This is a genomic window from Paenibacillus phytohabitans (assembly GCF_013141775.1).
In the GTDB taxonomy this organism is placed as follows: domain Bacteria; phylum Bacillota; class Bacilli; order Paenibacillales; family Paenibacillaceae; genus Paenibacillus_AQ; species Paenibacillus_AQ phytohabitans.
Window position 1 is genome coordinate 38,738 of record NZ_WHOB01000088.1, and the last position, 17,676, is coordinate 56,413.

12 protein-coding genes are annotated in these 17,676 nt (G+C 54.4%); 6 read left to right on the forward strand and 6 right to left on the reverse strand.

The features are described 5' to 3' along the window. Positions 1-125: 125 nt before the first annotated feature. Both GC101_RS28760 and lipA read right to left on the reverse strand, forming a co-directional pair. Entirely contained in the window at positions 126-878 is a 753-nt protein-coding gene (locus GC101_RS28760) for a YutD family protein (RefSeq protein WP_171720133.1), read from the reverse strand. Positions 879-1,167: 289 nt separating this feature from the next. After that, the gene (gene lipA, locus GC101_RS28765; RefSeq protein ID WP_171720134.1) at positions 1,168-2,073 is read right to left on the reverse strand and encodes a lipoyl synthase; all 906 of its coding nucleotides are present in this window, start codon (positions 2,071-2,073) and stop codon (positions 1,168-1,170) included. A gap of 223 nt (positions 2,074-2,296) precedes the next feature. On the opposite strand from lipA, the gene GC101_RS28770 reads away from it, so the two are divergent. After that, positions 2,297-3,412 (forward strand): M23 family metallopeptidase, encoded by a 1,116-nt coding sequence (locus GC101_RS28770; RefSeq protein ID WP_171720135.1) that lies wholly within the window; start codon positions 2,297-2,299, stop codon positions 3,410-3,412. Between the two features lie 24 nt (positions 3,413-3,436). Here GC101_RS28770 and GC101_RS28775 read toward each other — a convergent pair whose 3' ends face one another. Beyond that, the gene (locus tag GC101_RS28775; protein WP_171720136.1) at positions 3,437-5,137 is read right to left on the reverse strand and encodes an alpha amylase N-terminal ig-like domain-containing protein; all 1,701 of its coding nucleotides are present in this window, start codon (positions 5,135-5,137) and stop codon (positions 3,437-3,439) included. Positions 5,138-5,255: 118 nt separating this feature from the next. Between GC101_RS28775 and GC101_RS28780 the strand changes: the two genes are divergently transcribed. Beyond that, positions 5,256-6,272, forward strand: coding sequence for a LacI family DNA-binding transcriptional regulator (locus tag GC101_RS28780; RefSeq protein WP_171720137.1), 1,017 nt, complete (start codon positions 5,256-5,258; stop codon positions 6,270-6,272). A gap of 233 nt (positions 6,273-6,505) precedes the next feature. On the opposite strand, the gene GC101_RS28785 is transcribed toward GC101_RS28780, so the two are convergent. The 3 genes from GC101_RS28785 to GC101_RS28795 all read right to left on the reverse strand — a co-directional run bounded on the left by GC101_RS28785 (position 6,506) and on the right by GC101_RS28795 (position 8,443). Beyond that, a complete protein-coding gene (locus tag GC101_RS28785) occupies positions 6,506-7,174 on the reverse strand; it encodes an alpha/beta hydrolase (RefSeq protein ID WP_171720138.1) in 669 nt (222 codons plus the stop codon). A gap of 112 nt (positions 7,175-7,286) precedes the next feature. Further along, the gene (locus GC101_RS28790) at positions 7,287-7,865 is read right to left on the reverse strand and encodes a hypothetical protein (protein ID WP_171720139.1); all 579 of its coding nucleotides are present in this window, start codon (positions 7,863-7,865) and stop codon (positions 7,287-7,289) included. Positions 7,866-7,906: 41 nt separating this feature from the next. Continuing rightward, positions 7,907-8,443, reverse strand: coding sequence for a hypothetical protein (locus GC101_RS28795; RefSeq protein ID WP_171720140.1), 537 nt, complete (start codon positions 8,441-8,443; stop codon positions 7,907-7,909). A gap of 274 nt (positions 8,444-8,717) precedes the next feature. On the opposite strand from GC101_RS28795, the gene GC101_RS36365 reads away from it, so the two are divergent. From GC101_RS36365 to GC101_RS28825, 4 genes are all read left to right on the forward strand, one after another. After that, positions 8,718-11,156: a beta strand repeat-containing protein gene (locus GC101_RS36365; RefSeq protein WP_246354563.1), complete on the forward strand. Its 2,439-nt coding sequence runs from the start codon at positions 8,718-8,720 to the stop codon at positions 11,154-11,156. Positions 11,157-11,319: 163 nt separating this feature from the next. Further along, positions 11,320-13,386: a glycosyltransferase gene (locus GC101_RS28815; RefSeq protein ID WP_171720141.1), complete on the forward strand. Its 2,067-nt coding sequence runs from the start codon at positions 11,320-11,322 to the stop codon at positions 13,384-13,386. After that, on the forward strand, positions 13,383-15,248 hold the full coding sequence (locus GC101_RS28820) for a glycosyltransferase (protein WP_171720142.1): 1,866 nt from the start codon (positions 13,383-13,385) through the stop codon (positions 15,246-15,248). Before GC101_RS28815 ends, GC101_RS28820 begins: the two co-directional genes overlap by 4 nt. A gap of 16 nt (positions 15,249-15,264) precedes the next feature. Next, complete coding sequence (locus tag GC101_RS28825) at positions 15,265-17,445, forward strand: glycosyltransferase (RefSeq protein WP_171720143.1); 2,181 nt, start codon at positions 15,265-15,267, stop codon at positions 17,443-17,445. Positions 17,446-17,676: the final 231 nt, after the last annotated feature.

The following is a 17,676-nucleotide window of genomic DNA, read 5'->3' on the forward strand; positions in this document are numbered from 1 at the left end:
AGTCCCTCCAGCCATGTGGCTGAAGGGACTCTTTAAGTTATCGGCAGCGTCTAAGCGACACTGCGGGGGAATGCACCGAAACACCGGAGAAAACCTGGAATAACCGCCCCGTGAACAGGCGTTGCCTACCCTTGGCTGTTATTCGGATTCTGGTTGTTCTGGCTATCCTGTTTGTTCTGGTTGCTTGGGTTATCTTGCTTGTTCTGGTTGCTTGGGTTATCCTGCTTGTTCTGTCTGTTGGGATTGTTCTCTCTATTCTCTCTGTTCTCTTTGTTCTGCTTATGATTATTCGAGTTGCCTTGATTGCCACCCTGATTCCCCTGCTGCTGGCCTCTGCCCTGGAACTCTTTGTGGTTCTTCTTGCCTTGCTCCTTGTTGCGGTGATTCCGGCTCTGGTGTTCACGCACAGGTCTGTCTTTGGCAGCATGCTCCCGGCCTGAACCGCCTGCGTTATCCTTGTCCCGGTTCCCTCCCTTGGACGGGGATTCGCGGTGATCTTTCACATTCCCTGCCGGCTCGGCAGACTCCTGCTCCAGTTCTTCCTCCGTTCCCGGTTCAGGAACTTCCTTAATCAGAATATCCTTGAAGGTTCCCTCCTGCGGAGCTTCCTTCAGCTTGTGCAGCACAAAATATGCACAGCCAAAATTACAGTATTCATTAATGTAATCCACCATACCTGAAATAGCCGTATCCCGGTTCACCTTGGGGTGATTATCCCGGTAGAAGCCTTTCAGACGTAATTGGCTGTACCCCCAGTCACCGATAATATAATCGTAGCGGTCCAGCACTTCGCTGTATCTTCCGCGAAATGCTTCCGGGTTCCATCCGTCCTTATGATCGAGCATGAGCTCGTAACCTTTTCCACCTATAACGATCAAGCGTGTGTCGCCTGCCTTTCTATGAGAGGGTTGGGGGCGTTGATAAGCCGTCATTCCGCGGGATTTTGAATTTCCGGCCGCTGTTGTTGGCTGATTTCTTCCATTTAAACCGCTGGGCGGTTGAAATCAGCCAACAAAGGCGGACGCTACCGCTCCTACAATTTCAAAATCCCTCTCCATGACTCCATCAACGCGGAGGGGTGGTGCAACCGCACACCCCAGAACCTCGTCGCTATCGCAACATCGGTTCTTTGCCCCTTTTTTACAACACTAAAACTAAAAAATAAACTTAAGCCTGGGAAACCGAACGCGCCTCACGCGCAACCGCAGCAGACTTCACCTGATCATGCGCATGATAGGAGCTGCGCACCAGCGGACCCGCCTCCACATGGCTGAAGCCGCGCTTCATTCCCTCTTCCTTCAGCATAGCGAATTCTTCCGGCGGATAATACTTCTCCACGTTCAGATGTTTCGGCGAAGGCTGAAGGTATTGTCCTAATGTCAATATATCACAATCTGCCGCTCTCAGGTCATCCATCGCCTGCAGAATTTCGCCCCACTCCTCACCGACCCCAAGCATAATGCTCGATTTCGTTGGAATATCCGGCTTAATCTCCTTCGCGCGGCGCAGCAGCTCCAGGGAACGGCGGTATTTGGCTCTGGCCCGGACACGGTCCGACATGCGTTCCACGGTCTCAATATTGTGATTCAGAATATCCGGATTGCTGTTCATCACGATCTCCAGACTCCCGCGGTCGCCCAGGAAATCGGGAATCAGTACCTCTACGCTGCACAGAGGAAGACGCTTACGAATAGCGGCTACCGTCTCGGCAAAAATCTGCGCGCCCCCATCCTTAAGATCATCGCGGGCCACGCTGGTAACCACACAATGCTTAAGCATCATCCCTTCTGCAGCTTCAGCTACACGTTCGGGTTCGAGCAGATCGAGTTCAGTCGGCAAGCCTGTATTTACAGCGCAGAAACGGCAAGCCCGTGTGCAAATATCACCCAGAATCATGAAGGTTGCCGTACGGTTCGCCCAGCATTCATAAATATTCGGACAGCGCGCTTCTTCACATACGGTATGTAACGTCTTGGAACGCATCATGCCCTTAATTTCCTGATAATCTTCACCGGTGGTTAACTTGATTTTGATCCAGTCTGGCTTGGGCTGTTTGGCTGTTCTATTAGTCAAAATGATGAAACCCCGCTTTCGATCTGAATGTCATTTTCATAGTTAAAAGTTGCTGCCTCATATTATAGCATGTGGAATAGTCATTTGCCTGTTTTTGTGAACCTTTGGGAGGTAACGGATAAAAATAACGCTTTTGCTTCAATCTAAAGAAAAGCACCTGCAAGGTGCCATTTCATGAGGATGTATAGATGACTAAGCGTCCGGAACACAGGAGGTTGAGATTATGCCTGCCCTATTCAGAAGTTATAACACCCGGAGAACCCTTATATGCATGTCGGCAGCCGCCTTGCTCTGGGGCAGCAGCCCTGCTATGAGTACCCCCGCCCACGCTGCCCGTTATCATGAGCTTCCGGAGCTGACGTCCAGCGGTCCCGTAGCCGCAGACAGCAAAGAAGCCGCCGCCGCTGCCCGCAAAGGGCTCTATGAACAGATGAGTGCAGCAACCGGAATTCCCTGGTTCCGGTTCGCTGCGATTGATCAATATGAACGGTCTGTCGCCAAAAAGAAAAAAGGCCCTGCGGCGTCAGAAGCAGACTCCGCAGCAGCTCCGGCCCGGCTCACCGGTATCTCCATCCCGGCACCCGTATGGTCCGGACCCCTAAACCCTAATCAGGAGGATAAATTCCCGGAATCCATCACCTTCTTCGGCGGCTTCGGCCGTGACGGCACGGGAGACGGCATTGCCGATCCAGGGAATGATATTGACGTGCTCTATAGCATGGCAGAGCATCTGCTTAAGTACGGCAGATCGTCCAGCGACTTCAGCATCGGCATCTGGGAGTATTACCATAACGGCCGCGCAGCTCAGCGGATAGCCCAGTTCGCCAAGCTGTATGAGCATTTCGGGCGGCTTGACTTGTCAGGCAGCGCCTTCCCGCTGCCCATAGGTACGAACTACGCCTACCGCAGCACCTGGGGAACAGGCCGGAGCTGGGGCGGGGCACGCGTCCACGAAGGGACAGATTTGTTCGCACCGCATGGCTTGACCGTCCGCAGCACCTGCTTCGGAGTGGTGGAGACCAAGGGCTGGAACCGTTACGGCGGCTGGCGGATCGGCATTCGGGATATCGAGAACCGCTACCATTATTACGCGCATTTGATGGGTTATGAGAAGTCCTTATCCCGGGGGGATATTGTGATCCCAGGCCAGACCATCGGCTGGGTGGGCAGCTCCGGATACGGCAGTCCGGGCACTCAGGGCAAATTCCCGCCCCATCTGCATTACGGAATCTACCGTGACCGCGGAATTACCGAATGGGCCTTTGATCCTTACCCGCTGCTCAAACAGTGGGAGAACCAGGAATTCGGGCAGCTCAAAAAAAACAAAAACAAGAAATGAGCCTCTGCTTCATGCAGTCTTCATTTAATGAAGCATCAGACAGCCAAACGGCTCAATCTCCACTAGCATCCGCTTATCGGTGCGGATGGTGAGTCCGCTCAACAGATCAACCAGCACCGTTTTGTCCGGGCGGTAATTGCACAGCTCAAGCTGGTATGCATTAGGAGAATTATTGATAATAAGGCCCATCCGGTCCTGTTCACTGCGCCGCACATAACCTAGGACATTGCGGGGCTCGTCTGTAAACCACGGGCGGAATCCGCCTGTCCGCAGCACTTCATGTTCTTTTCGCAGAGAGATCAGCTGTTTGTACCATTCCTGCAGCAGCATATTCTGATCCTGAGCTTCCCAGATCATTGGCTGCCGGCAGTGGGGATCCGTAGCCCCTTCCATTCCAACTTCATCACCGTAATAAATCATGGGCAGACCTATATAGGTCATCTGGAAAAATACAGCCAGCTTCATCCGGCTTAAGCTTGTGGATTCCCGGTCCCAGCCCCTGCCTCCCTGCTTGCAGGCAGTCAGAAAACGTAAGGTATCGTGGCTGCCCAGCAGCTGGAACATAGCTGAATTAGCCTGATCATTGTAGAGGGCTTCCTGGTGCAGCACCTGCTCCATGAAGCGGACCGGTCCCGCAGATTGTCCGGCAAAAAACTCCAGCACCGCATCCCGCAGCACGTAGTTCATCCCGCCGTCGAACTGGTCTCCCCGGAGCCACGGTCCGGAAGCATGCATAATCTCACCAATCAGCAGGAGGTCGGGGAACTCGGCCTTCAACTCCCGGCGGAACCTCGGCCAAAAGGCCGGGGACACTTCATTAGCCACATCCAGCCTCCAGCCGTCGATTCCCGCCTCCCGTACCCAATACTTGGCTACCTCCATCATATAATCGGCTACATCCGGATGATCCATATTCAGCTTCGGCATGCTGGCTTCCGCTTTGGCGAAGGTCTCATAGCTGGGAACCGGCGCCTGGCGTACAGGGAAAGAACGGATATAGAACCAGTCTTTATACGGCGATGCCTCTCCCCGCTCCAACACATCCTTGAAGGCAAAGAACGTATCCCCGGCATGATTGAATACCGCATCGAGCAGAACCTTCATCCCGTATCGGTGTGCTGTATCAACCAGCATTTTCAGATCCTCCATCGTCCCAAAGCCCGGGTCCACCTTGTAATAATCGGATGTATTGTATTTATGCTCTGAAGGCGATTCGAAGATCGGAGTCATATAAATGGCGGTCACACCCAGCTCGTGCAAATAGGGGATTTTGTCTGCAATGCCTTGTAACGTCCCCTGGTTGTAGCTGCTGGGATAAATCTGATAAACAATCGCATCTGCAGTCCAGGAAGGCAGCAGGGTTGCCTGCGGATGGTGAATATATGCATATTGAAAAGCCCCTGCCTGCTCCCGGTTCTCCGATATTCCCCTCTCTCCATACCATACATTTTCCCCTGCAGGATTCTTGATATGGAACTGGTACCGGCATTTGCCGGTCTCCGTCCGGAGTACCGCCTCATGAATGTCATAGGCCCCGGCAGAACCGGTCCGCTCCATCTCCTGCGGAAGCTCGCTGCCGGGTGAATCGTAGCGGTCGGAATGGATAACGGTACAGCAGAGCGACTGTCCGCTCTGCACAAATAAACGCAATTTAAGGGTGCCGGGACCTGCCGGGAAAGCGAAAGGGTCCTCGGCCGTATGGTACAGAAACAAATGCTTGGACATCAGGTTCAGTCTCCTTTGGTACTGCATAGAGTAGCTTGCACAATCTGTGTTATTATGGCAGGTAGAACGAGTTCACTGTCATGGAATACAAATACCGTTATGACCGAGAGGGATCGCTATGAAAGTTACGATTAAGGATATTGCCCAGGCGGCAGGAGTTGCCAAATCCACCGTATCCAAGGTAATGAATGACTCTCCCAAAATATCCGAGGAAACGAAAACCCGGGTCAGGGATATTATTAAGCAGATGAACTATACTCCCAGCAGTATTGCCACCGGACTTGCCAGACAAAGCAGTAATACGGTCGCAATCCTGATCGATATGTCTAAGGAAAGCGAATTTCTGAATCAGTTCTTTTATAACATCATCGGCGGGGTGGAGAGCGTCATCGGACCTCTGAAATATGAGCTGACCATTGCCAACATTCAGCATGATCAGGCTGAGGGGCATTTCCTGCACAGACTGGTGCTGAATAAGCGGGTGGACGGTATCATTGCCAACACTTCAGTGCTGACTCCTGAGCTATGCGCAGAGCTTAACAGGCTGGAGTTCCCCTATATCTCGATCGGTGAAATTAATCCTCCCGGGACATGGGTCGATTGTGACAATGAGCTTGGAGGAACGGTGCTGACTGGACATCTGCTGGAGCAGGGGTATTCCTCTATTGCTTTTATTGGCGGAGAACAGAACGAGCCTCTGTTCCTGCGCCGTATCGCCGGTTATACGGCCACGCTGCGTCAGGCGGGTCTTCCGGTGCGCAGCGACCGGATTATCAACGGCAGAGCAGCCGAAGAGGATGGCTATGACGCGGCTATGCAGCTGCTGCAAAGCGCAGAACCGCCCGATGCTATTGTCTGCATGAGTAACTTCTCTGCTTTTGGAGTGCTCCAGGCTGCCCGGGAACTGAAGGTTCAGATTCCGGCGCAGCTGGGCATCGCCACGTTCGATGAATACCCGCTGTCTCCCTATACCACACCTCCGCTAACTTCACTCAATATGGATACCTTCCAGCTTGGGGTCTCCGCAGGACGGTTATTAATGGACAAGCTTGGCACCACGGTCACTACTGAGAGCGGACAGCTGCTGGAGCCGGTGCTGATTCCAAGGTTGTCTTCCCTGCGAAGCAGTAAGTAGCCTGCGGACAGAATAGATTAAATGAGGCAATTCGTCCGAATGAATTACCCGGACTGGAGTTGGCTGGGCTATAACGGCCCCATCCACGGGAAACCGGTTTCCCTAAATTGAAATTAACACGCGCTATAGGCAATGTCAATGTGAAATCATACAATAAGAACTGCATGCCGAAGAGCCCTTTCCACTGAATTGTGAAAAGGGGCTCTTCGGCTTGTCCGTTTACCTTCCCTGAATTAATGACCGGAGCTACGGATAAACTGCAGCACTTCCCTCATCATCGCCGGGCTCTCCTCGCTGTGGCAGACCATATGCCCGCTCTTTTCCATAATCAGCACCTGCTTGCGGCCGGAGGGGATGGTCTGCTCCAGATAGCCTGCACTTTTGAATTTCACCAGATGATCGCGCTTGCCCTGCACAATGAGGGTTGGCAGATCCATCTGCGGATAGATCTCAAAGCTCTCGCGGACCAGACGCTGAAATTCTCTTGTGGCCTTCGCGGGAGTGGAGCCCCATTTACGGATGTAATTCCTGATCATCTCCGGCTGCCCCAGCGTCCGCAGGATCTGGACCGGATTCAGCGGAAACACAGGGGTGGACAGCAAAGTCAGTGATTTGATCCTGGCCTTATATTGAACCGATAGATGGGAAGCAATCAGCGCCCCTGTAGAAAAACCTATCAGATGTACGCCCTCTGTCCGGGTCAGCAATGTACTCAGCTCATCCTCGGCGCTTTGCCGCCAACCCTGGCGGTCCGACTGGAGCAAATCACTCCGGCTGCCCCCGTGTCCTTGTAACGTGAACGTTCTGGACAGGCAATCATGTGCTCCGAGATACTGGGATAATGGAGCAATCTCATACTCGCCTCCGGTAAAGCCGTGTATAAACAGGCAGCTATCCATCATGTATCCTCATTTCACACCTTATTAATATCCATTTATAGAAAAATAAACCTTAACAGAGCCGAAGTCAAGGTTTACTCCCTGTTCCTGCTATAGACCGACTGCATAACAGCGGTTATCTCTCCCACCAGGTCAGACTCAACGCGGAGATAATGGTTCCGACCGCAGCACTTGAGGAGGTTACATTGATGCTGAGTGCATTGTTAGGCGGAACGATGATACTTCCGGTAAAAGCCGGAGTAAATACTCCCGGCGCTAATTGATAAGTGGCTAATACGCTTCCTCCGGTGATTGCCGCGGTAGAGGACTGAACCGTCATGGCACTGGCCGCCGGGCTGCCCAGATTATTGTTCACCGGAGTTACAGTAGCAGGCGAAGTGATTGTCCCTCCTCTAACAATGGTAAAGGTTCCTGAGATGGAGGTCAGCAGCGAAGTCCCGCCGATGCTGCCGCTTACGCGGGATAAATACAAGGTTCTGCCGCTGCCGGCCGGATTATTGATGCGCACTGTGATGATGGCAGAAGCAAGTCCCAGGACAATCGTTGCTGAGTTCGAAGCATTCGCCGAGAATAAAACGGCAGACTGGGAAGCGCTTATCTCCGGCGGTGCGCTAATGTCCGGTGCCCGAAAGGTATTCGTCATCTCTACATAGACCGGCTGGTCATTATCATTAATTACATAATTATTAGGCATGATCCGCTCCCTCCCGTTCTGGCTCTGATCTGATTCTGGTTCTAGTTCTCCCACCAGCTGATGTTCCCGGTAGCCGCTGTACTGCCAGATGCAATTGTAATGCTTATCGTAAGCGAGCTGCCGGGGGGCAGAATTATTCTTCCGTCCAAATCAAGAATCACCGGACCTGTGGCCAGCAGCAGCGACATTAACGTTGCCGGACTTCCGGTGGGTGCCGCCGTTGCTGTCCGTGCAGTCGTCACACTGGTGACGGCGCTGCCGAAGTTATAGTTGACCGGGGTTACGATAGATCCCCCGACTGTTGCATTGCGCAGCAGTGTTAAGGTTACCGCTGCTGTCCCGGTGCTCGCGATTACGCGCGAAATATACACCGTACGTCCGCTGCCACCCGGGTTGGATACCTGCATCACAAGCGGAGCTGCAGTAGTAACTGTGGAAGCAAAGGAAAATCCGAACAATAAGCCTGACATGGCGGCTCCCGCCTCAGGCAGGGTATCAATACCGGGAGCAATATAGGTGTTGACCTGCTCTGTATACAGCGGCTGGCTGTTCTGGTTGAATACAGCATCATTGGGCATAGCTTTACCCTCCCTCGTTCTAGCATATTCTCATAGTATGCAAGGACGTCTGGCAGGTTGTTCGGTAATATGCGTATTTTTGCACCCGCAACCCAGTCATCCTCTTAAATTCTCCATATAGTAATATCACACCATTCGAATGGTCCAGCTTAAACGTACAGGCTTCACCCTGTTCCACCCGCCAGCTTATATATGCTTGAGACCCAGACGACGGTTTGGGTTTTTTCATGAGTAAGCAGACGATATCCATTCTATGAAGAAAGGATGAATAACTTTGCCGAATTTCAGTTCATTTCAAGCCAATCCGGACAATCTGCGCACGCTTATTTTCGGCCGGGACCCTTCGACTCTGATTGACCGCCCACTGACAACGGATGCCAGCGGAAATCTGACCACCGTTATCTTAAACGGAACTATCTCCAGCGTGCTCGGGGCTACGATTACTGCTGGTACATTAACATCTGCCGGTACAGTTACTAACATCCTTGCCGGTACGATTACTAGCGTGCTTGGAGCTACCATTACTGCTGGTACATTAACATCTGCCGGTACAGTTACCAACATCCTTGCCGGTACGATTACCAGCGTGCTTGGAGCTACCATTACTGCTGGTACATTATCATCGGCTGGTACAGTTACTAACCTGCTCGATGGTACCATCACTAGCGTGCTTGGAGCTACGATCACTGCTGGTACATTGTCATCCGCTGGTACGGTTACTAACCTGCTCGATGGTACCATTACTAGTGTGCTTGGCGCTACGATTACTGCTGGTACATTATCATCGGCTGGTACGGTTACCAACATCCTCGACGGTACCATCACCAGCGTGCTCGGGGCTACGATCACTGCAGGTACGTTGTCTTCGGCTGGTACAATTACCAACATCCTCGCCGGTACGATCACTAGCGTGCTCGGGGCTACGATCACTGCTGGTACATTATCATCGGCTGGTACGGTTACCAACATCCTCGACGGTACGATTACTAGTGTGCTTGGTGCTACGATCACTGCTGGTACATTATCATCGGCTGGTACGGTTACCAACATCCTCGCCGGTACGATTACTAGCGTGCTCGGGGCTACGATCACTGCAGGTACATTGTCTTCGGCTGGTACGGTTACCAATCTGTTAGATGGTACGATCACTAGCGTGCTCGGCGCTACGATCACTGCAGGTACATTGTCTTCGGCTGGTACGGTTACCAATCTGTTAGATGGTACGATCACTAGCGTGCTTGGCGCTACGATCACTGCTGGTACATTATCATCGGCTGGTACGGTTACCAACATCCTCGCCGGTACGATTACTAGCGTGCTTGGCGCTACGATTACCGCTGGTACGTTAACCAACCTGCTCGATGGTACCATCACCAGCGTGCTCGGCGCTACGATCACTGCTGGTACATTATCATCCGCTGGTACGGTTACTAACCTGCTCGATGGTACGATCACCAGCGTGCTCGGGGCTACAATTACTGCTGGTACATTGTCATCCGCTGGTACGGTTACTAACCTGCTCGACGGTACGATTACCAGCGTGCTCGGCGCTACGATCACTGCTGGTACATTGTCATCCGCTGGTACGGTTACTAACCTGCTCGACGGTACCATCACTAGCGTGCTTGGCGCTACAATCACTGCTGGTACATTGTCATCCGCTGGTACGGTTACTAACCTGCTCGACGGTACGATTACTAGCGTGCTCGGCGCTACCATTACTGCTGGTACATTATCATCCGCTGGTACGGTTACTAACCTGCTCGATGGTACGATCACCAGCGTGCTCGGGGCTACGATCACTGCAGGTACGTTGTCTTCGGCTGGTACGGTTACTAACCTGCTCGATGGTACTATCACTAGCGTACTCGGCGCTACGATTACTGCCGGTACGTTAACCAACCTGCTCGACGGTACGATTACTAGTGTGCTTGGCGCTACGATTACTGCTGGTACATTGTCATCCGCCGGTACGGTTACTAACATCCTCGCTGGTACAATCACTAGCGTGCTCGGCGCTACCATTACTGCTGGTACATTATCATCGGCTGGTACAATTACCAACATCCTCGCCGGTACGATCACTAGCGTGCTCGGGGCTACGATCACTGCAGGTACATTGTCTTCAGCTGGTACGGTTACTAACATCCTCGCCGGTACAATCACCAGTGTGCTTGGTGCTACCATCACTGCCGGTACATTGTCGTCAGCTGGTACGGTTACTAACATCCTCGCTGGTACAATCACCAGTGTGCTTGGTGCTACCATTACTGCCGGTACATTGTCTTCGGCTGGTACGGTTACTAACATCCTTGCCGGTACGATTACTAGTGTGCTCGGGGCTACCATTACTGCCGGTACGCTGAGCAGCGTAACCTCGATTTCACAACGCAGCTTTATTGAGCTGGCTACAACCGGAATTGCAACTTCAGATACCTACACGCCTTTGCCGGCCAATACTACCAGCGTACTGGGCACCTATTCTTACTTCATTGTGAATACCGGAGCCAATCCGGTGAATACCCGTGTTGAGATCAGCGCGGACGGAACTAACTATTTCGTGGATACTACAGGCGACAATCCGCTGCCGGCTGGTTCGGTTGACGTCATCGTGCCTGCACGGTTCCTGAAATACACCCGCCTCTCCTATCAATCCTCTACGCCGGGTGCGGCTTCTACGCTTAATGTCATTTTTGATGCACAAGGAACGTAAAAGAAATGCCCGTCATATGATGCAGAAGCAAAGAGTGCATGGATATCCATGTACTCTTTCCTGTGCAGCATTCTGCTTCTACATAAGACGGCAAAACGCGACCCTGTGCCTCAACCAGCAATAAGCAGTACCGAATGATATAGCCCGCCAAGGAGGAACAATCGTGAATAAACCTGCCAAACCCACGCTCGGAGTGCAGCTGATTGTCAAAAATGAAGCCGAGCTCCTGCCCCGCTGTCTTGCCAGTCTGAATGGTGCCGATGAAATCATCGTTACCGATACCGGCTCTTCAGATCAAACGATGGACATTGCCCGGGCTTATGGGGCTGACGTATATGCGGTCGGGTGGAGTAATGATTTCTCGGCAGCACGCAATACCGGATTGTCCTGCGCGAATACCGACTGGATACTGGTGCTGGATGCGGATGAAGTACTGCAGACTTCCATAGAGTCAATCAAGGATATCCTGCAAGGCAGCACAGCCGAAGCTTATACAGTGCGCATAGAGAATTGGCTGGGGAGTAATCCGGAGGACCGTCTGTATCACAGCAATGTGCGGTTATTCCGCAATGGACAGGGCTATCTTTTCAGCGGAAGAATTCATGAAAGTGTAGATCCCTCTATCTTAAAAATACATGGAGCCGCCGCAATCGGAACCAGCAGCATAGAGATCATTCACCTCGGCTACCTGCCCTCCATTATGAGCGCCAAAAATAAAATCAGCCGCAACGAACAGCTGCTGCGCCTTGCGCTGGAAGAAGAGCCGGACGATGCCTTTTACAGCTATAATCTGGCGGTCACCTGCTGTCAGGACGGGCGGCTGAAGGAAGCCGAAGAACTGCTGCGCCATACGCTTGGCCATGCTCCGCTGCAGGTCTCCTACCGTCCGTCCATGATTCGTGATCTATGCAAAATTTATCTGGCCACCGGTAAAGTAAAAGCGCTCGACAGCCTCCTGACACGCGAGCTTACGCGTTATGGCGATTATCCCGACTTACATTATATTCAGGGCCAATCCTGGGAGAGCCAAGGGCTTCCTGATCGTGCGTATCAGTCTTACCAGCATGCAGTGGACACTTCCTCCGCCGCTGCTCCGCACAGAGCTTATGTCAGTGAACAAGGCATGGACAGCTTCCGCCCGCTGCACCGCATGGGGGTCATCTCACAGCAGCTTGGCAAGCAGGAGGAGGCCGCCCGTCTGTTCCACCGTTCACTGCAGCATCATTCGCTGTATCTCCCGGCGATGCAGGGTATCGCCTCTGCCTTCCAGCAGCTTGAGGTGCCGGATGAGGATATCGCCGGGCTGCTAATGCAGCTGTCCGGTATCGCACAGAGCACAGCAAGAGGCTCAATTATCCGCACTTTATATGAGCTTGGCGCTTATAAGGTAATTGCTGAGCTGCCGCCAGAGCTTTTTCCGCTGGAGACAGATACTGTGCTGCTTATCCTCTCTTCCTGGGTCAGCACCGGGAAATATCATGCGTTCAGCAGGACTGCAGCCAAGCTGCGGGCACAACCCTTGTTGCTGTCTCCCGGGGAATTGGATACAGAGACTATGCGGCAGCTATGGCTCCTTGAAGCGGTCTGTACGTGGGAGCTTGGCGAGAAGCTCCAGCAGGAGAAATGGTTGCAATCGCCTGCGGAGCTGCGCTCCGGATTGCTTTTTATCGATACACAGCTGTCGTCAGAAGCAGTCCTCCCGCAAGCAGCCGTTGCCGATTCCGGCCACTCTCGACTCATTACCGAGGTAATCCGGCTCGCTGTGAAGCTGGAGCTTGTGACACTGGGTAAGCTGCTTGTGGAGCGTTTTCCTGCTTATACAGGTGATCTGGCGGAGGCGCTCTATGAAGAAGGCTGGCGGGCGGAGGCGGGGGAGCTGTTCATCCGTCTGGTCAGCAGCAAAGAAGCGCGGGGCTCGACACTGCGGTATCTCGGAGAGATGCTGGCGGATAAAGGGCATTATGCCGAAGCAGCGGACTGGTACCGGCTTTCGCTCGAAGGATCTCCCGGGGATGAGGCAGCCAGTGCCGGATTGGCGCTCTGTTATCTGCATTTGGCGGAGCTGGGGCTTGGAGAAGTTGCAAACAGCTTCAAGGGGGAGAAGGCCCACGGGCCTCTTCAGGAGGATCGGGCAGCGATTGCCCATTCCATCGAGGTGCTGAACCGCACGCCCTGGCATACGGCTTGGAATTACAAACAGCGGCAGAGAGGAGCAGACCTGAGCTTATGAAAAAAACACCGCGCAAACCGCTGATCTCCTTATGCATGATCGTCAAAAATGAAGCCGACACTTTGGCACGCTGTCTGCAGAGTGTCCGCGGTGTTGCCGATGAAATTATAATTGTGGATACAGGCTCCACCGACTCCACGGTTTCCATCGCCCGCAGCTTCGGTGCCCGGATCATCCCGTTCCCCTGGACCGGGGATTTCGCGTCCGCACGCAATGCCGGTCTGGCCGGGGCGCGTGGAAGCTGGATTCTGGTGCTGGATGCGGATGAAGAGCTGGAGCCCGGGAGTAAAAAAGAATTGCTGGTGTGCGCGGAGCATACGGAGTATGAGGCGTTTTTTGTGCGGATTCATAACCATAAGGGGACGGACCGCGCCTCGCAGACCATTACGGTCAATCCGATTCTCCGCATGTTTAAGCGCCGCCCGAGCTATCGTTTCAGCGGAATTATTCATGAGCAGATTGCCGCTGTGATTGTGCAGGAAACCCCGGCGGCCGCAATGCATATGAGCACCGTTGTGGTTCATCATTACGGGTATGCCGACGGGGTTGTGGAGAAGAAAGATAAAATCAGCCGCAATATCGGGCTGCTTAAGGAACAGCTGAGGCTGAATCCGGGGGATGCTTTTCATCATTTCAATATGGCGGTTGAATATATGCGGCTGGGCGATTACGGGCATGCCCTGGAGCATATCCTAACCTCGCTGGACCATGTGGAGCCGGATACGAGCTATATTCATCTGCTGTATAAATACGAAATCCGCTGCCTGGCTGTAACAGGTGATCTCCCGGGTGCGCTGGAGGCTTGTGAACGGGGCCTTGCCCTCTTCCCGGACTATCCCGATCTTCATCATATAAAAGGGGCTTTGCTGCTGCAGGTGTCGGCTTTTGCCGAGGCCAAAGCTGCGCTGGGCCGGGCGCTGGACATCGGAGCTTCGCCTCCCGCCTACCATACGGAATCCGGTCTCGGCACTTACCTTACCCGGACTCTTCTGGGGCAGGCATGCCAGCAGATCGGCGAGGATAATGAAGCGATAGCCTGTTACACCAGGGCGGCTCAGCTCCATCCGGAGCCCTGGCCGCTGGTCACCCGGCTAGTGCGGCTGTTCAAATGCGCCGGGCGTGAGCTTGAGATCAAGGGCTGGCTGGCCGAGCATTTGCCCGTCATCCTGGCGGAGCAGCGCCCGGAGCTTGTGCGGCTGCTGGTAACGGACGGTTGTTATGCGGCGGCGGCTGATGTGTTGGGCGGCGGGGTGAATGAGGATGCTGCGGGAGAGCAGGTCGTTCGGGAGTTTGGTGAGGGAGAGCAGGCTGCGGGGGAAACAGTTGCGCGGGAGTTTGGTGAGGGAGAGCAGGCTGCGGGGGAAACAGTTGCGCGAGAGCGTGTTGAGGGAGAGCAGGCTGCGGGGGAAACAGTTGCGCGGGAGCGTGTTGAGGGAGAGCTTGCTGCGGGGGAAACAGTTGCGCGGAAGCGTGTTGAGGGAGAGCTTGCTGCGGGGGAAACAGTTGCGCGGGAGGTTGGTGCAAATGAACGTAGTTCGGGGGCGCATGCTGAGAAAGGGCAAGATTACGCTGGAGAACCGGAGGCAGCATCTGCCGATTCTCTAATTCGGCTGCTTCAGCGGGCGGAAGCCATTCCCGCAGCAGAGCTGACGTACGGCGATATCGCAGCGCTGCTTCAGCATCCTGCGATTGCCCGAACAACGGGCGGGACAATGTCCGCCTCCGAATCTGCGGCTTCAGCGGTACAGCCCTGGATATCCCTCGCTGACAAGGTACTGGCTACGCTGGAGGCTTCATCCGGCTTTTCCCCGGCGGCCGCAAGAGCACGTCTCGCACTTCCGCTTCCCAGACCCGCTGATTAGGAAGGAGCTTCTGACTATGCATAATCCAGGGCTATCGCTCTGCATGATTATTAAGAACGAGGCGCAGCATCTGGAGAAATGTCTGAGATCCGTGCAGGGATTGGTCTCCGAGATCATCATTGCCGATACCGGCTCGACGGATGGCAGCATGGAGATCGCCCGCAGGTCCGGTGCCCGGGTCATTGAGGTGCCCTGGGAGCATGATTTCTCCAAGGCCAGGAACCGGGCACTGCGGCTGGCCTCCTATACCTGGATTCTAGTGCTGGATGCGGATGAAGCAATCGCAGGCTGGAAGCCGGAAGAGGTGGAGCGGCTGCTGGAGACGCAGAGTGCTGACGGTTATTTTCTGCCTTTTATCCACTATGTGGGTGAGTTCTCCGAAGGAGATTATGTTACAGACAATGTGTGCCGGCTGTTCCGCAATGATGAACGCATCCTGTTTCGCGGCAGCATTCATGAGGAGGTGGCCTCCAGTATCTGGAGCCTGCCGGGAGGACATATCGCATACGCAGCTCTGCCGGTGCATCACTATGGGTATCTGGATGGTGAGCTGCAGCGCAAGCATAAAACCAGCCGCAATCTGGAGCTGATCCACTCCGCTCTGCATCTTGAACCCCGCAGCATCCATCTGCGGTACGCACTGGGTACGGAGTATTACCAGCAGGGAAACTACAATGCTGCGGCGGAGGTTCTCCTCCCGCTGCTGGAAGAAGTTCCGGCTGACTCCGGATATACCGCTGACCTTTACCTCAAAACAGCCTACGCTTTGGAGGCCGGAGGACGTCCGGAAGAGGCTCAGGCTGTCTACGAGGCCGGGAGCATTCTGTATGCAGATTTCACGGATCTGCTGGAGAGCTATGCCGGGCTACTGATGGAACAAGGGGAGTTATGGCGGGCTTACGATCTGCTTCAGCGGGCGCTGGACAGCGGTAATACCGCGCATAAATATCCCTCCTCCTCCGGCAGCGGCACAAGCCGCACCCGCTTATTCACCGGGCAGGTCTGCGAGCAGCTGTTTCTATATCAGGAGGCGCTGGACCATTACAGGCAGGTCCTGGTCTACACCCCTGACGATTCCGCCGCCTGGGCACAGCTGGCACCGCTGTGCCTGCTGTCCGGACAAGAGGAGCAGCTGACGGCCATCACCCGTCAGCTGCTCCCTGCCTTGCCCCAGAGAGTGCTGAGCAGGCTGGTGCCTGCAGCACTCAATGCCCGCGCCGCCGGGTGGCTGGCGGCGCTCAGCGCAGCACCGCATCTGCCGGAAGCCATCCGGCAGGTTGTGCAGGTGCTGCTGGATACGCTGTTCCGGGACCCGGAACAGCCTTGTACCGCATCCGTCCGGCTGGAACGGATGCTGCTGCTGGATGAGCCGGATCAGCCATGGATATCCGGCTATTTGTGGGCCTTGTCCTGCCGCAGCGGCGGGCCCGCTGCAGCAGGACAATGGCTGGAGCGCCTGGCCCGGCACAGGCCAGGCATTGCTGCTGTACACCGCTGGCTCGCGCAGCAGACCGGCGGTGCATCAGCTCATCCGGCAGAGCGGGAGCCGGATGCGCATACGGAGTGTGCGGCCGATGAGCCTGCTGAAGCTGCCGGAACTGACAGATGGCGGGAAAGAGGCCCCCGGCATGCTGAATCCGGCAATTCCGCCGTCCCGCAGCGCACCGCTGACGAACACGCAGACAGTTCTGCTACGCCTTCCGGCAGCTCAACCCATCCTGAGCTCAGCCCCGGTACACCGTTAAGCTTTCCGGATATTTCTTACGCTGCGCAGCTGCTGGCCCAGGCAGGTGCTTGGGATACACTGCTCCTGTTATTCAAGCCAATGGAAGCTTCACGTTTCCATTGGAGCCGCTTGCCTCAGCCTCTGCTGCACGGGCTGCTGCACGCGCCTGCTCCTGTCAAGGAGCAGTGGTGCGTTATGTATACCGGGCAAGCACATCTTTACAGCTCACCCGGCGATGCTGCCGAATGGCTGCTATACGCAGCGATGGCCGATTCCTGTGGGCTGATCCCCCGGCTTGACCCCGCTGACGAACAGGCGCTGCGACAATCCGGCGGACCTGCGGCAGCCATTGGCCTCAGCTACCACAACTTGCTGCTCGCAGCCAAGGTTCACCCGCAAGGAATACCTGTCGTTTCCGGCAGCATCCCCTGGCTGATGCTTGTAAAGTCCGCCCTCCAGGCAGCACCGTGACACGGACCTTAGCTGCCAGGAACCGCTTCTGTATGCACATCTCTCACAACACTCATAGAACTTTGAATTTATAGAAACTGCTAAAAGGTCTCGTAACACTCTATGGGCCTCAGCGACACTCGAGCAACAGTCAGCACACTCAGTAACACCTCAGCACACTCAACAACACTCAGCATCACTCAGTAATACTCAGCAACTCTCAGCATCACTCAGCAACACTCAGCACACTCA

Coding starts and splice junctions, on each gene's coding strand:
- GC101_RS28795 (WP_171720140.1), bottom strand. CDS start 8,443: ATGCCCAATGATGCTGTATTCAACCAGAACAGCCAGCCGCTGTATACA.
- GC101_RS28775 (WP_171720136.1), bottom strand. CDS start 5,137: ATGTCCAAGCATTTGTTTCTGTACCATACGGCCGAGGACCCTTTCGCT.
- GC101_RS28770 (WP_171720135.1), top strand. CDS start 2,297: ATGCCTGCCCTATTCAGAAGTTATAACACCCGGAGAACCCTTATATGC.
- GC101_RS28820 (WP_171720142.1), top strand. CDS start 13,383: ATGAAAAAAACACCGCGCAAACCGCTGATCTCCTTATGCATGATCGTC.
- GC101_RS28790 (WP_171720139.1), bottom strand. CDS start 7,865: ATGCCTAATAATTATGTAATTAATGATAATGACCAGCCGGTCTATGTA.
- GC101_RS28785 (WP_171720138.1), bottom strand. CDS start 7,174: ATGATGGATAGCTGCCTGTTTATACACGGCTTTACCGGAGGCGAGTAT.
- GC101_RS28780 (WP_171720137.1), top strand. CDS start 5,256: ATGAAAGTTACGATTAAGGATATTGCCCAGGCGGCAGGAGTTGCCAAA.
- GC101_RS28825 (WP_171720143.1), top strand. CDS start 15,265: ATGCATAATCCAGGGCTATCGCTCTGCATGATTATTAAGAACGAGGCG.